The organism is Marinococcus halophilus, assembly GCF_002265875.1.
Taxonomy (GTDB): domain Bacteria; phylum Bacillota; class Bacilli; order Bacillales; family Marinococcaceae; genus Marinococcus; species Marinococcus halophilus.
Window position 1 is genome coordinate 151,559 of record NZ_NPFA01000003.1, and the last position, 13,360, is coordinate 164,918.

Genomic DNA, 13,360 nt, shown 5'->3' on the forward strand with positions numbered 1-13,360 from the left:
TACGTTTTACTGCTCACTTTCCCGGAAGGTGAATGCTTATTGCCACCCCGTCCCCTACAGGAAAAATATCGGTATGAAAATCTTTTCTTTCCACCAGCCAGCGGTTATATTTCCTTATTTTCTTCACCATCGGCTGTAATCGTTTAGGAATATCCGCTTCAGGGTCCGCAACCAAACCGCGGAACAGTACGTTGTCGCTAATAACAAGCCCACCAGGGGCCAGCAGCTGTTCGCATAATTGAAAATACTGCTGATATTGTCCTTTAGAGGCATCTATAAATACAGCGTCAAACGTGCCTCTCTCTGAAAATTCCTCTTTCAGGTCCAAAGCATCGCCGAGAATAAATGCAGCCTGTTTCCGCCACGGACTGTTTTGGCGGTAATATTCTGCGCGCCTGTAGCGTTCCTCGTCTTTTTCCACCGAGATTATGGACGTTTCAGGCAGGGCAGCGGCCATACGCAAAGCAGAATAGCCAATCGCAGTTCCAATTTCCAACACTGAGTCCGGCTGTTTTAGCTGCAACAGCCCAATCATGAATTGCAGCGCTTCTTCATCCATGATGGGGACCCGGTCCTGTGCCGCTTCTTCCATCATTTCCTCAAACCACGGCCGGGGCCCGAGCCCCAATTCTTTTCGGTATTCAATAAAATGGTTGTTTATATCCGGCATATTTTCGCCCGCTTTCCCAGCTATTGATTCTCCCACTCGCTTTCATACTTATTCTGTGTACGTGTATGCTGCTCGTACGTTTCGTTATATATAACATCCCCGTTCGGGCGGGCATAAAAGTATAGTGCCTTTGTGCGTTCAGGGCTCAAAGCTGCCTGTATCGACTGCGTTCCCGGACTTGCAATCGGTCCCGGAGGCAGCCCCCGGTTCCGGTATGTGTTATACGGGGAAGAAACCTGCAAATCCTTAAAGGATGTACGGAGCCTGTGTTCACCGAGCGCATATGCTACTGTAGGGTCCATCTCGAGGCGCATATTTTTCCCCAGCCGATTCTCGATTACTCCGGCAATCGGAGCCCGGTCTTCTGCCTGCATGGCCTCTCGTTCTACGATGGAGGCGATGGTCCATATCTCACGAACTGTCCAGGAGCTGTCCGCGATTTGATTCGAAAATTCTACCATAGTTTTGTTGGTGCGTTCAATCATATCCTTTATAATTACTTCAGCTTCCGGCGATTCACCGTAATACTCATACGTCTGTGGCGATAAATAACCTTCAAGCGCGTACCGAATTTCATTTTGATTGTTCGGCTGCTGTATAAATGAATATGATTCACTTAAAGAACGAATAAACGAATCATCTGTTGCTGTTTCCATAAATTTTTCTTCTGAAAAATCAGCATTCTTTGCGCTGATTCGTGCTATTTGTTCCAAGGACCGACCTTCGAGAACGGTAATAGAAACTACCGGCTCCTGAGCCTGCTCCCCCGCTTCAAGCGCCCCGGCTATTTCCCCGGCACTCATCGAAGCAGATAATCGGTATGTACCGGCTTTCAGGCTATCTGGACGTAAGTAGCTGTAGTATTGAAACACTCCAGCATGCCTGATCAGCTGCTGATTTTTAAGTTGCTCAGCCGCTGCTTCCGTCGAAGTGCCCTGTTCAATTACTACTGTCTGTTTTTCCCTGCTGTTTTCCGCCACCGGAAAAAGCATGTACAGCACATACAGGAGACCCGCAGCGACACTCATTAGGAATATAAGTCCCAGACCATAGAGCCCCGCCTTCCCTTTTTTCTTTTTAGATCTGCGGCGCCCGGTATATGAATATATGAGCGTTTTCATGAATGGATGTTCTCCTCTTAACCCCCCGGCTCAGCTGCAGGGCAGGCATAATGATAAAGAAAAACACCGGAAGAAGATCCGGTGTGCTTCCTTTACGGTTAGAACAGGTTCTACTCCATTTCGTTAGCACTGTACGTGTTTACCATTTCTTCGACCATTTCCCATTCTTCATCAGACTCGATCGGGAAGAGGTTTATATCCGACTCGTCGCCCTCACCTTCCTCTTCATAACGGAAAGCAAAGACCTCCACTTCTTCATTGTCGGCATCGCTCGATGGGATTACTACAATGTAAGACTGCTCGCTTTCATCTGCATCGAACGTAAACAAAATATCAAATAAATGTTCATTGCCGTCCTCATCCGGAATGACAATTCGCTCTTTTTCTTCTTCCTCAGCCATTATATTTCACCTCTTTACTATAAGTTTGATTGATGATCCAAATAACTTTGCAAAATCATGACAGCTGCCATTTTATCTACGACTTTTTTGCGCTTTTTCCTGCTGACATCTGCTTGTAACAGTGTGCGTTCTGCCGCCTTTGTTGTCAAACGCTCATCATACATGGCTACCGGCAAGGAGGAAAATTCTTTAAGATTTTCTGCAAAAGCCTGGCACTCTTTTCCCCTGCCGCCAATTGTACCGTCCATGTTTTTAGGAAGGCCGACCACAAGCTGCTCTATTTCATTTTCTTTGACCAGTTCAAGAATACGCGGGAAGGCTTCGTCCGGCTCTGTCGTTTTCAAATGAATCGTTTCTATCCCCTGGGCTGTCCAGCCAAGCGCATCGGAAACGGCAATCCCGATTCTTTTCTTTCCGACATCGATGCCAAGCGCTTTTTTCACGAGGATATTTGGTGATCCTTTAAATAGTGTCGAATTAATTCTTCAATTAATTCATCCCGCTCGAGCTGGCGGATGGTCGTTCTTGCTTCTTTATGGCGGGGGATATAAGCTGGATCGCCTGAAAGCAAATATCCCACAATTTGATTAATTGGATTATACCCTTTTTCCTCGAGCGCTTCATACACGCTGAGCAGAACTTCTTCGGCCTTCGGGTCGGAAGAATCTTCTTCTCGGTTAAAACGTACGGTCCGGTCGTTCGTATCCAATTCCTCCACCTCCTCAGATGACTTTTCACGAAATTTCATTTCATAAAAAGCAGAAGGGAGGAGAAGCTCCCTTCCTATACTGTGGTAATTAATATGGTTACTATATAGACGATTATATTGTACATGAGATAGGGGCAATTAGGAAAGGGATAAGATAAACTTCTTCGCTTCTTCTAATGCCTCGGCAAGCTTTTCGGGCTGTTTTCCCCCTGCCTGAGCCATATCCGGGCGGCCGCCTCCCCCGCCTCCGCACACTTCTGCTGCTTTTTTCACAATATCTCCTGCTTTATACCGTTCAGTCAGATCTTTGGTTACGCCGGCAATGAGCTGTACTTTTTCTCCTTCCGATGTTCCAAGCACGACAATACCGCTTCCAAGCTTCTGCTTGAGTTCGTCTACTGTCTGTCTTAGTGTATCTTTATCTGCTCCCGGAAGTTCTTTGGCAATCACCGGAATACCATTTATTTCTTCTGCCGCGTCTGCAAGATCACCGGCTTCGAGATTACTCAGCTTTTGCGACAATGATTCATTTTCTTTTTGAAGGCTTCTGATCTGCTCCTGCAGAGCTTCTGCCCGCTGTGGAATGTCGTCAACAGCACGGGCCCGGACGATGCTTCCTGTTTCCTCCAGCAGCTGTATTCTGCTTTCAACGTACTCATACGCATACCGGCCGGTAACAGCTTCTATGCGGCGGGTCCCGGCCCCAATACCGGATTCTCCTGTAATCTTGAACACTCCAACTTCGGAGGTGCTTCCGACATGGCAGCCGCCGCACAGCTCGATACTGTAGTCACCGATCTGCACCACGCGCACTCTTTCTCCGTATTTTTCACCAAATAACGCAGTGGCCCCCATCTGTTTCGCTTCGTTGATGCCTTTTTCTTCAATAAGAACCGACATGTTGTACCATATTTTTTCATTCACCTGGTATTCAATCTGCTTTATTTCTTCTTCAGTGACCTGCCCGAAATGGGAAAAGTCAAAGCGTAGACGGTTGTCCGTCACAATTGACCCTGCCTGGTTTACGTGCTCGCCAAGAACGTCCTTAAGTGCCTGGTGCAGCAAATGGGTCGCTGTGTGGTTTTTGATAATGCTGCTTCTCGTATTTTCTTCGATGGATGCTCTGACGTGCATTCCTTTGCGAAGAGATCCTTTCTCGATCCGTACCGTATGAAGATGCTGGCCATTTGGAGCTTTTTGAACGTCTTCCACTACCGCTTCCACTCCTGATACCTCATTTACGATCGTGCCGCGGTCTGCCACCTGTCCGCCGCTTTCCGCATAGAACGGGGTTTTTTCCAGGATAAGCTGCACCTGTTCCCCGGCGCCGACTGTGTCCACGATTTCTTTGTTGTGGATCAGCGCCTGAACATTTGTTTCTACATCAAAATGCTCGTAGCCAACGAACGTGCTGGTCGTTTCTATATCTGTCAGAAGTGCTTCCTGGGTCTGCATCGAACCGCTGTCTTTTCTCGCAGCCCGCGCCCGGCTCCGCTGCGCTTCCATTTCCACTTCGAATTCCTCGTTATCTACCGCAAAGCCTTCGTCCACTACGTATTCTGCCGTTAAGTCAGGCGGGAATCCGTACGTATCATACAGACGGAATACGTCCTTGCCGGAGATAACGGTCTCACCTTTGCTGCGGGCTCTTTCTGTCACCTGCTTCAGCATTTTCAACCCATCGTTCAGCGTTTCATGGAAACGTTCTTCCTCCGTTTTTACCACACGTTCAATAAAGGATTGTTTTTCACGAACCTCCGGATAGTAATCTTCCATAATCTCACCCACGACGCCTACAAGCCTGTGCATAAACGGCTCCTCCTGCCCGAGCCAGCCGGCATAACGTACCGCACGGCGGAGCAGGCGGCGCAAAATGTAACCGCGTCCTTCATTGGACGGCAGGGCCCCGTCCCCGATGGAGAAGCTGACTGTCCGTACGTGATCAGCAATCAAACGAAAAGCAATGTCCTGCTCTTCATTTTCTCCATACGTTCTTCCGGACACTTCTTCTACCTTTCGGATGATCGGCCGGAAAAGATCAGTATCAAAGTTTGTCGGCACGTCCTGAACGAGAGTTACAAGCCGTTCCAGCCCCATGCCCGTATCAATGTTTTTCTTTGGAAGAGGTGTATACGTATCATCGGCATTATGATTGAACTGCGAAAATACGAGATTCCATACTTCTAAATAACGCTCATTTTCGCCTCCTGGGTACAGTTCAGGATCGCGTGGATCGTCCCCCCAGGCGTCTCCGCGGTCATAGAAAATTTCCGTATTTGGCCCGCTCGGTCCCTGGCCGATATCCCAGAAGTTTTCTTCGAGCCGGATTACCCGTTCTTCAGGAAGTCCGATGATTTCCCGCCAGTATTGATAAGCCTCGTCGTCTTCAGGATGCACGGTAACTGACAGCCGGTCTGCATCAAAGCCTATCCAGCGCTCTGACGTTAAAAATTCCCAGGCCCATTCGATGGCTTCCTTTTTAAAATAGTCACCGATCGAGAAATTACCGAGCATTTCAAAAAATGTATGGTGTCTCGTTGTTCTTCCGACATTTTCAATATCATTTGTCCGGATTGATTTTTGAGCGTTCGCAAGGCGCGGGTTTTCAGGGATCACCCGGCCATCAAAATATTTTTTCATCGTAGCGACACCGCTGTTGATCCACAAAAGCGTCGGGTCTTCGTGTGGAACAAGCGAAGCACTCGGTTCAATCGTGTGTCCTTTTTCCTCAAAAAAGTCCAAAAAGCGCCGCCGGACTTCAGTAGATGTTAATGCTGGCATTATTGATCAGCCTCCCGTGAATTTTTCACTTTCGTTTATATCACATTAAAAAACCCGCCCCTGAAAACAGGGACGAGTGTGCTCGCGTTACCACCCTGGTTGCCACATATCAAGCGGCCAACTCAGCATCCGTAACGTGGATGATCCGGCAGGGTTTGCCTGCACTCCGGAGCAGCGTTCGGGCGGGTTATTCTCCGGCAGTTTCAGCCGCTGCTGCCGGTCTCTGTGTGAATATACCCGCCGTACTCGTTCCATCACTGTTTTTGTTATTCTGTTTCAGTTATATCGGAAACCGTATTTTCTGTCAAGCCTGGTCTTCCGGATCTTCTTCCCGGTGTTTCAGTCGTTCCTTCAGGTACGAATAGCGTTCATTTTTTGATTCCTGCTTTACGGCATACATGAACGCTTCTTTTTCGCCGCAGAGAATTAAATAATCCTTCGCCCGTGTGATCGCTGTGTACAACAAATTACGGCGCAGCATCCGCCGGTAGGACATCAGCATCGGCACAACTACAATGGGAAACTCGCTTCCCTGCGCCTTATGAATAGAAGTACAGTAGGCAAGAGTGATTTGTTTGAGGTCCTGGCGCGTGTAACTGACTTCCTTTTCGTCAAAGGAAAAAACAACCTGCATTTCTTTATCGACAGTTTCTTTTGCTTCAAAGACAGTTTCGAGCACGCCTTTGTCCCCGTTATATATGCCTTCTTCGCCGTTATTTACAAGCTGAAGAACGATATCATCCTTCTGATAAACAGCGTCACCGAAGGTTACACTCCGTTTCTGCGGCGTCCGGGGGTTAAACATCTCCTGCAGACGTTCGTTCAGGGCGTGGATGCCCGCCTCCCCCCGGTACATCGGGGCAAGCACCTGAATATCCATGGGATCGTAGCCCTTCCGGATGGCGCCGGCACACGTTTTCTCCACCACATCGGCCACCTGTGATTTTGAGCACGGGAAAAACCGGCGGTCTTCAAACGGCTGCTCGAAGTCGTCCGGCAGCCCTCCTTCTTTCATCGCATGGGCTAATTCTACAATTGATGACTGGTTCGTCTGCCTGTATACCACTGATAAGCTCACAGTTGGTATGGTACCTGCTTCAAGAAGATCTCCGAGCACCTGGCCCGGGCCTACCGAAGGCAGCTGGTCTTCGTCCCCAACAAAAATTACTTTCATTCCTTTCGGCACCGCCCGAATCAGCTGATTGGCAAGCCACATGTCCACCATCGAAACTTCGTCAACAATCAGCAGCTCCCCTTCAAGTGGCTCGTACTCATCCTTTTCAAACAGCTCATTTTCCCCTTCTCCGCTGAATCCGAGCAGCTTATGAATTGTCACCGCCCGCAGGCCGGTGGATTCTTTCATTCGCTTTGCCGCCCGTCCGGTCGGGGCTGCAAGCAATACTGGAAAAGGCTTCTTCCCCGAATATTCCGAAGGATCAAGAGAAATATCGTAGAGGGAGGCGTACACTTCTACAATGGCCCGGATGATCGTGGTCTTGCCAGTCCCCGGCCCTCCTGTAAGAAGCATCAATGGTTTTTCCATAGCCGTTTGTATCGCTTCTTTCTGCTGATCAGCATACTCAATATCGAACTTCTCCTCCACTTCCCCGAGTGCCTGCAGCAGATCCGCCTGGGAATATTCTTTTTCCTCCGCTTCCTCCTGAAGCTTATGTACCCTGCTTGAAAAACCTTTTTCCGCAAAATACAAAGAGGCGATATAAACACGGCTATCGTCGATCTGCACCCGCTCTTCGTTTACGAGCTCCTGCAGTACAAGCTTCAGCTCCTGCTGATCAATGGTAACGGCAGGGTCTGCAAGCAGCTGCTCTGCGCTATCGAGCAGCTGCTGCTTTGGGATATACACATGCCCGTCCTGCATCGTCCGCTCGTACAGCTCAAACAACACCCCTGCCTTTAAACGGCTTGGGTCGTTTTTTTGTATGCCGGTGTTTTCCCCTAGACGGTCTGCTTTCGTAAAGCCAACACCGTCTACGTCCCAGACAAGCTGGTACGGATCATGCTGAATGATGTCAAGGGTCTGCTCGCGGTACTGGTTGTATATTTTCACGCCAAGGTCCGTACCGAATCCGTAGCGCACTAAAAGCGTCATGGCATGCTCCATACCTTGATTTTCGAGCATGGCGGTACGAATTTGTTTACGTTTTTCTTCGTTCAGGCCAGGAATCTTTTCGAGGGCTTCCGGACGTTCGAGCACTTCATCAATCACTCTGGCCCCAAAGCGATCGACCAGTTTTTCTGCTGTTTTTGGCCCGATGTACGGGAACCGGTCACTCGATAAATAATCAATTAATGCGGAACGTTCGGTCGGTATCTCTTTCTGGTATGAGACGACCTGATACTGGGTGCCAAAGCGCGGATGCTGTTTAATTTCACCGCTAAAACGATATCGTTCGTTTGCCTCCACTGTCGGAAGGATGCCAACGATAGTCGTTGTGGTTTCTTCAAAGGCGGGTATCGATTCTTTAATTTTTACTTTCGCTACCGTATAGCCGTTTTCTTCATTGCGGAATATAACGTGCTGCACTGTTCCGAGGACATAGGGTTCAAGCAGCTCCTGTTCATCATATCCGTTCTCCATAGCACCACCTCACTTTTCGCCGAGCAGCTGCTGAACCTGCTGTCTGCCGTTCTCTGCCAATGCATGTTCAGGCTCTGATTCAAGTGCTTTCTCGAAGCAGCTGAGCGCTTCTTCCACCCGTTCATTAAACAGGGCAGCCACTCCCAGATTATAGTGGGCGTCGGCATGGTCCGGATCCTGCTCCACCACTTTTCTAAATTCTGCTTCAGCCTGGTCGACTTCCTCCTGCTGGGCGAGCGACAGTGCATAATAATATCTTGCTTCAGCGTCCGATTCATCGAGCTCCACGGAACGCTTGAAATTGGCAATCGCATATGGAAGACGATCGGACTGCAGATAACTCAGTCCGAGCATGAAAAACAGGCTCGAGTCTTCAAGCCCCTGCTGCTGGGCCCCTTTATACATTGTAATAGCCTCGGCGTATTCCTCCCGGTTATACAATACATTCCCGGCCCCGTAATAGGCTGTTGCGGCTGTTTCGTCTATCTGCAGTGCCTTCGTAAAAAAACGGATTGCTTTGTCGTCTTCACCGGCTTCGGCAAGCAGGTTACCAAAGTTTATGTACGCGACAGGGTCATTCGGCTCTGCTTCCATCTGCTCATTCAAAAGCCTGGCCGCTTCTTCAAAATCCCCATTTTGCAAAAGCTCCATCGCCTGCTGATTCTTATCCATACTATCATCCTTTTCAAATCTTCTTTCTATATTATTTCACGATCCCGGGTGATTGAAAAGCCTTCCCACCATACAGGAGGAATCAAGAAAAAGGAAAACGTTATGTTGCAACGCTTTCCTTCATCATGGCTTTTTCTATTGTTGCGCCTCCAAGACACACATCGCCGTCGTAAAAGACAACGGCCTGCCCCGGCGTGACTGCCCGCTGTGGTTCATCAAACTCTACAAGAAGTTCCCCATCTGCCTTCTGGTGAACGGTTACTCCCTGGTCCTTCTGACGGTACCGGAATTTTGCCGTGCATGAAAACGGAAAGGCTTCCGGTTTATGAATCCAGTTGGATTCAGAGGCGGTCAACTGTTCTGAATACAGCCGCTCGTGATTGCCGCCCTGGCCGACAATCAAGACGTTGCGCTCCATGTCTTTATCGACGACGAACCACGGCTCCCCGGAGCCGCCGATGCCAAGTCCCTGCCGCTGGCCGAGTGTATAGTACATCAGACCGTCGTGACGGCCTTTCACCTCACCCTCCGGACTTTCCATGTTACCTGGCTGGGCTGGAAGATACTCCTGCAGGAAATCCTTGAAATTCCGCTCTCCGATAAAGCAGATCCCCGTGCTGTCTTTTTTTCCAGCCGTTTCAAGACTCCGTTCTTCTGCCATTTTCCGGACTTCGGATTTATCATACTCTCCGAGTGGGAACAGCACGCGGCTCAGCTGTTCTTCACTTAACTGGTTCAAAAAATACGTCTGGTCTTTGTTATTATCTACGCCGCGCAGCAGATACGTGCCGTTTTCCGTATGTTCCACTCGTGCATAGTGGCCGGTAGCAACGTAGTCGGCACCGAGGTCAAATGCGTGATCGAGAAACGCCCGGAATTTTATTTCTTTGTTGCACATTACGTCAGGGTTCGGCGTACGACCGGCTTTATATTCCTCCAGAAAGTACGTAAAAACCCGATCCCAGTATTCTTTTTCAAAATTCACGGCATAGTATGGTATATCCAGTTGATTGCATACTGCAATGACGTCTTCGTAGTCCTCCGTCGCCGTACACATCCCAGACTCATCTGTATCATCCCAATTTTTCATAAAAATACCGAGCACTTCATAGCCCTGTTCTTTTAACAGGGCTGCTGTGACAGAAGAATCCACTCCCCCGGACATTCCTACGACAATTCTTGTATCTGCATTAGTCATTTCAGAGCCTCCTTTTCTTTCATTTTCCGGCTGATTTTCGCTGCAGCCCGCGCTACAGTTTTCATATCTTCCACGGTGTTTTTATAACCAAAACTAAACCGGACAGATTCATAAATACGGGCATCTTTTCCGTACATTGCTTCGAGGACATGAGACGGTTCTACAGTCCCAGCGGTGCAGGCCGACCCGCTTGAAACAGCTACGCCCTCCATATCCATTTGCACAAGAAATGCTTCAAGCTGAATCCCGGGAAAATATATATTTAAAATATGCGGGCTTTTTTCTGCATATTCTCCGTTGATCCGGTATGCTGCCCCGCTGCGTCCGAGCTCGGATAAGAAAGCCTTGCCGAGCACTTCAAGCTCCTGCCTCCGTTCGGGCATACTATTCATCTGCAGCTCCACGGCTTTGGCAAAACCATCGATAGCGGCTACGTTTTCTGTACCTGCCCGGCGCCTTCTTTCCTGTTCTCCGCCTGTTAGTTCCGGGCGGAGCTTTGCGCCCTTGCGTACGAATAAACAGCCTGCTCCCGCAGGGCCATTGATTTTATGAGCTGTCATCGTCGCCATCGTCACCGGTGTCTCTGCCACGCTAAATGGCAGCTGCCCATATGCTTGCACCATGTCGGTATGAAAAGCAATACCTTTTTCTGCCAGCGTTTCAGCAGCTTCAAGCACGGGCTGGACAACCCCAGTCTCATTATTTACATACATTAATGAAACAAGTATCGTTTCGTCGGTCACAGCTGCCATCAACTTTTCCACCGAAACGATTCCCTGCTCATCAGGCTCAACATAGGTAACCTGAAAGCCTTCTTTTTCCAGCGCCTGAGCCGTATGCAGAACAGCGTGATGCTCGATGGCACTTGTCACCAGATGGCTGCCTTTCTCACGGTTGGCGTGCATAAACCCGCGGAGTGCCAGGTTGTTGCTTTCAGTTCCTCCACTCGTCCATATGATTTCTTTAGGGCTTGCACTTATAGATGAGGCCAGCATACGGCGGGCCGCATCGAGTCTCTTTCTCGCCCGGCGCCCATATTGATGGACGCTCGATGGATTTCCTGCCGGCTCTTGCATAGACTCGATCATGACCTCAGCCACTTCCGGGCGAAGCGGTGTTGTAGCCGCATGGTCTGCGTATATAGCGGACATATTTTTCTCCTCCTACTGGAGTTATTACATGTAATCGGAATAACATTATTTTTTACATTAACAAATAGGAGATTTTTTGTCTATTTCCTTGCCTATGCTTTCTTATCACGTGTAATATATATTTTGTTTCCTATTATTTTATGAAAGTGCGGGATGTGTGAGTGAAAAATGTTTGGCTGCTCCGGCCTTTACCTAACGGCACCAACCAGCTGCATAATTTTTTAGAATATGACTTTATCGCCATTGGATACCCTGTCGGCAAATCCTTAAATGGCCTCAGTTACGAAAAAGTTAAAAAAGAATTAGCCCGTTTTGATATGGATGAAGGCGCCACTAATGTATATAATTTTATTTCCCAGATGAAAATAGACGACCTTGTCATCGTGCCGGACGACAATAGCCGTGACGTGTATTTCTGTACGGTCACTTCACAATACATTTACGTACCAAACGTTGATAATCAAAAAAAAGGGCTCGGTTATCCCCACCAGAAAACCGTCAATTGGTTTTTTAACAAAGAGCCGCTCAACCGCAATGATTTCAGTAAGGAACTGCAGGCCTCCTTGCGTTCACCAAAAACCATTACAGATTTAACTCATCATCTTGACGTGCTGAATGAAATTATTTTCGATGTGGCATTTATCAGCGGCGGGGTCCTGAAGGGCAAAGCAATTGAAACCGTCAGGGAAATGCTCGAAGAAGACCAAACGGTCGACACCCGGCTCCGGGCGGCCGAGCTTGCGCTTAAATACGACCTTTAATGTAATAGCCAGTATATCTGCAGAGATGCAGCATTTCTTACCAATTAAAGAGGAGCTTCAATATTTCTGTTACTACAGTGTAGATGAATGCTGCCCATAGAAAGGTCGGCAGATGAGCCGACTCTTCTGTCGGCATTTCTTTTTTCAGCACATTAAATATCATGGCCCCTGCAATGACCGCAAACGTGATGGCCAGAACGATTTCCGGCAGTGTAAATATGATGGCAAATACCCATCCGAATAAAATACCTCCTGCCAAATAATATCTTCCCCGTCTATACCGGCCCGCATCTTCCCGGTGCAGATCATGCGAAATAGCCATAAAGTGCAAGCCAATTGCCACCCCATAAAAGACTGTCTGAAGGCCTTCTACATCAGAACCAAATACTGTATAGGCCACCATACTGTTGTAAAGGGCAAAAAAAGCCACCTGGATCCAGAAAAACTGGCCTTCTCCCCTTTCAGTTGAATGATAAGCTCGGACAGCAAAGTTATGAATTATAAAGTAAACAACGAGTCCAATCAGGCTGAGCAAATAAAACTCTGACTCAAACGTTAGACCACGAAAAGAACTCTCTCCATATTTGCTTTGCTCGTCATGCAGATATGGAAGTATATATACAAAAATAAATGCTACGGCCACTCCCCCGGAAAATGACAACCAACTAAAACGGCCGATCTTGTCAGAGGATATCAATTTATCTGCAAATAACTGGATGAGTAAAAAAATTACAACGACGATAATATTTTCTACGGCCACGGTTACTTCCCCCTTAAAGCTCTTATCATAAGAAATCTCCATGCCAGATGCGGCATGGAGATTTCGCACGTATACTTGTCATACCTTCAAGGATTAGATATAAAACATATAGTTTTCCTGTTCTTCATCTCCCTGATACTCCGCCAGATAATCAAGCGTGGTACTATCGAGTACATCCTTTACAGCGTCCCGGATTTTCAGCCATAAATCCCGTTTAGCCGGCTCTTCATCATCGAGAACTTCGACTGGGCTGATTGGTCCTTCAAGCACGCGGATAATGTCACCGGCTGTAATATCTGCCGGCTCTTTCGAGAGCATGTAGCCGCCATAGGCTCCTCTTACGCTTTTAACAAGACTGGCGTTTCGAAGCGGAGCAATCAGCTGCTCTAAATAGTGTTCGGAAAGGTTATGGTCACGGGCGATTGATTTTAAGGACGTCGGACCACTCCCATGCTTTCTGGCAAGCGCCATCATAATCGTCAATCCGTATCTGCCTTTAGTTGAAATTTTCAATACCTTCATTCCTTCCTGTCAGGC

Annotated in this window: 14 protein-coding genes; 1 reads left to right on the forward strand and 13 read right to left on the reverse strand. The window is 48.2% G+C overall.

The genetic code is table 11. The features are described 5' to 3' along the window. Positions 1 to 13: 13 nt before the first annotated feature. From CHL76_RS04720 to CHL76_RS04765, 11 genes are all read right to left on the reverse strand, one after another. Positions 14 to 670, reverse strand: coding sequence for an O-methyltransferase (locus tag CHL76_RS04720; protein ID WP_094907987.1), 657 nt, complete (start codon positions 668 to 670; stop codon positions 14 to 16). 20 nt (positions 671 to 690) lie between these two features. Beyond that, positions 691 to 1,791, reverse strand: coding sequence for an endolytic transglycosylase MltG (mltG, locus tag CHL76_RS04725; protein WP_094907988.1), 1,101 nt, complete (start codon positions 1,789 to 1,791; stop codon positions 691 to 693). A 110-nt stretch (positions 1,792 to 1,901) separates the two neighbouring features. Then, on the reverse strand, positions 1,902 to 2,192 hold the full coding sequence (locus CHL76_RS04730; RefSeq protein WP_094907989.1) for a DUF1292 domain-containing protein: 291 nt from the start codon (positions 2,190 to 2,192) through the stop codon (positions 1,902 to 1,904). 17 nt (positions 2,193 to 2,209) lie between these two features. Beyond that, a complete protein-coding gene (ruvX, locus tag CHL76_RS04735; RefSeq protein WP_079476891.1) occupies positions 2,210 to 2,635 on the reverse strand; it encodes a Holliday junction resolvase RuvX in 426 nt (141 codons plus the stop codon). Then, positions 2,632 to 2,901, reverse strand: a complete 270-nt coding sequence (locus tag CHL76_RS04740; protein ID WP_079476892.1) for an IreB family regulatory phosphoprotein — start codon at positions 2,899 to 2,901, stop codon at positions 2,632 to 2,634. The genes ruvX and CHL76_RS04740 overlap by 4 nt, the downstream gene beginning before the upstream one ends. A gap of 138 nt (positions 2,902 to 3,039) precedes the next feature. Continuing rightward, a complete protein-coding gene (alaS, locus tag CHL76_RS04745; protein WP_094907990.1) occupies positions 3,040 to 5,682 on the reverse strand; it encodes an alanine--tRNA ligase in 2,643 nt (880 codons plus the stop codon). A gap of 87 nt (positions 5,683 to 5,769) precedes the next feature. Beyond that, entirely contained in the window at positions 5,770 to 5,937 is a 168-nt protein-coding gene (locus CHL76_RS16965; protein ID WP_158219069.1) for a hypothetical protein, read from the reverse strand. Positions 5,938 to 5,986: 49 nt separating this feature from the next. Beyond that, positions 5,987 to 8,281 (reverse strand): SF1B family DNA helicase RecD2, encoded by a 2,295-nt coding sequence (gene recD2, locus CHL76_RS04750; RefSeq protein WP_079476894.1) that lies wholly within the window; start codon positions 8,279 to 8,281, stop codon positions 5,987 to 5,989. A gap of 9 nt (positions 8,282 to 8,290) precedes the next feature. After that, positions 8,291 to 8,953: a tetratricopeptide repeat protein gene (locus CHL76_RS04755; protein ID WP_079476895.1), complete on the reverse strand. Its 663-nt coding sequence runs from the start codon at positions 8,951 to 8,953 to the stop codon at positions 8,291 to 8,293. Positions 8,954 to 9,053: 100 nt separating this feature from the next. Then, entirely contained in the window at positions 9,054 to 10,151 is a 1,098-nt protein-coding gene (mnmA, locus tag CHL76_RS04760) for a tRNA 2-thiouridine(34) synthase MnmA (protein ID WP_094907991.1), read from the reverse strand. Continuing rightward, complete coding sequence (locus CHL76_RS04765) at positions 10,148 to 11,302, reverse strand: cysteine desulfurase family protein (protein WP_079476897.1); 1,155 nt, start codon at positions 11,300 to 11,302, stop codon at positions 10,148 to 10,150. The genes mnmA and CHL76_RS04765 overlap by 4 nt, the downstream gene beginning before the upstream one ends. A 161-nt stretch (positions 11,303 to 11,463) precedes the next feature. Here CHL76_RS04765 and CHL76_RS04770 point away from each other — a divergent pair, with 161 nt between their 5' ends. After that, positions 11,464 to 12,063: a hypothetical protein gene (locus tag CHL76_RS04770; protein WP_094907992.1), complete on the forward strand. Its 600-nt coding sequence runs from the start codon at positions 11,464 to 11,466 to the stop codon at positions 12,061 to 12,063. A gap of 37 nt (positions 12,064 to 12,100) precedes the next feature. Here CHL76_RS04770 and CHL76_RS04775 read toward each other — a convergent pair whose 3' ends face one another. Both CHL76_RS04775 and cymR read right to left on the reverse strand, forming a co-directional pair. Further along, positions 12,101 to 12,823, reverse strand: a complete 723-nt coding sequence (locus tag CHL76_RS04775; RefSeq protein ID WP_094907993.1) for a hypothetical protein — start codon at positions 12,821 to 12,823, stop codon at positions 12,101 to 12,103. A gap of 93 nt (positions 12,824 to 12,916) precedes the next feature. Further along, entirely contained in the window at positions 12,917 to 13,336 is a 420-nt protein-coding gene (gene cymR / locus CHL76_RS04780; RefSeq protein ID WP_027847299.1) for a cysteine metabolism transcriptional regulator CymR, read from the reverse strand. Between the last annotated feature and the right edge of the window lie 24 nt (positions 13,337 to 13,360).

Coding starts and splice junctions, on each gene's coding strand:
- CHL76_RS04720 (WP_094907987.1), bottom strand. CDS start 670: ATGCCGGATATAAACAACCATTTTATTGAATACCGAAAAGAATTGGGG.
- mltG (WP_094907988.1), bottom strand. CDS start 1,791: ATGAAAACGCTCATATATTCATATACCGGGCGCCGCAGATCTAAAAAG.
- CHL76_RS04730 (WP_094907989.1), bottom strand. CDS start 2,192: ATGGCTGAGGAAGAAGAAAAAGAGCGAATTGTCATTCCGGATGAGGAC.
- alaS (WP_094907990.1), bottom strand. CDS start 5,682: ATGCCAGCATTAACATCTACTGAAGTCCGGCGGCGCTTTTTGGACTTT.
- CHL76_RS16965 (WP_158219069.1), bottom strand. CDS start 5,937: ATGGAACGAGTACGGCGGGTATATTCACACAGAGACCGGCAGCAGCGG.
- recD2 (WP_079476894.1), bottom strand. CDS start 8,281: ATGGAGAACGGATATGATGAACAGGAGCTGCTTGAACCCTATGTCCTC.
- CHL76_RS04755 (WP_079476895.1), bottom strand. CDS start 8,953: ATGGATAAGAATCAGCAGGCGATGGAGCTTTTGCAAAATGGGGATTTT.
- mnmA (WP_094907991.1), bottom strand. CDS start 10,151: ATGACTAATGCAGATACAAGAATTGTCGTAGGAATGTCCGGGGGAGTG.
- CHL76_RS04765 (WP_079476897.1), bottom strand. CDS start 11,302: ATGTCCGCTATATACGCAGACCATGCGGCTACAACACCGCTTCGCCCG.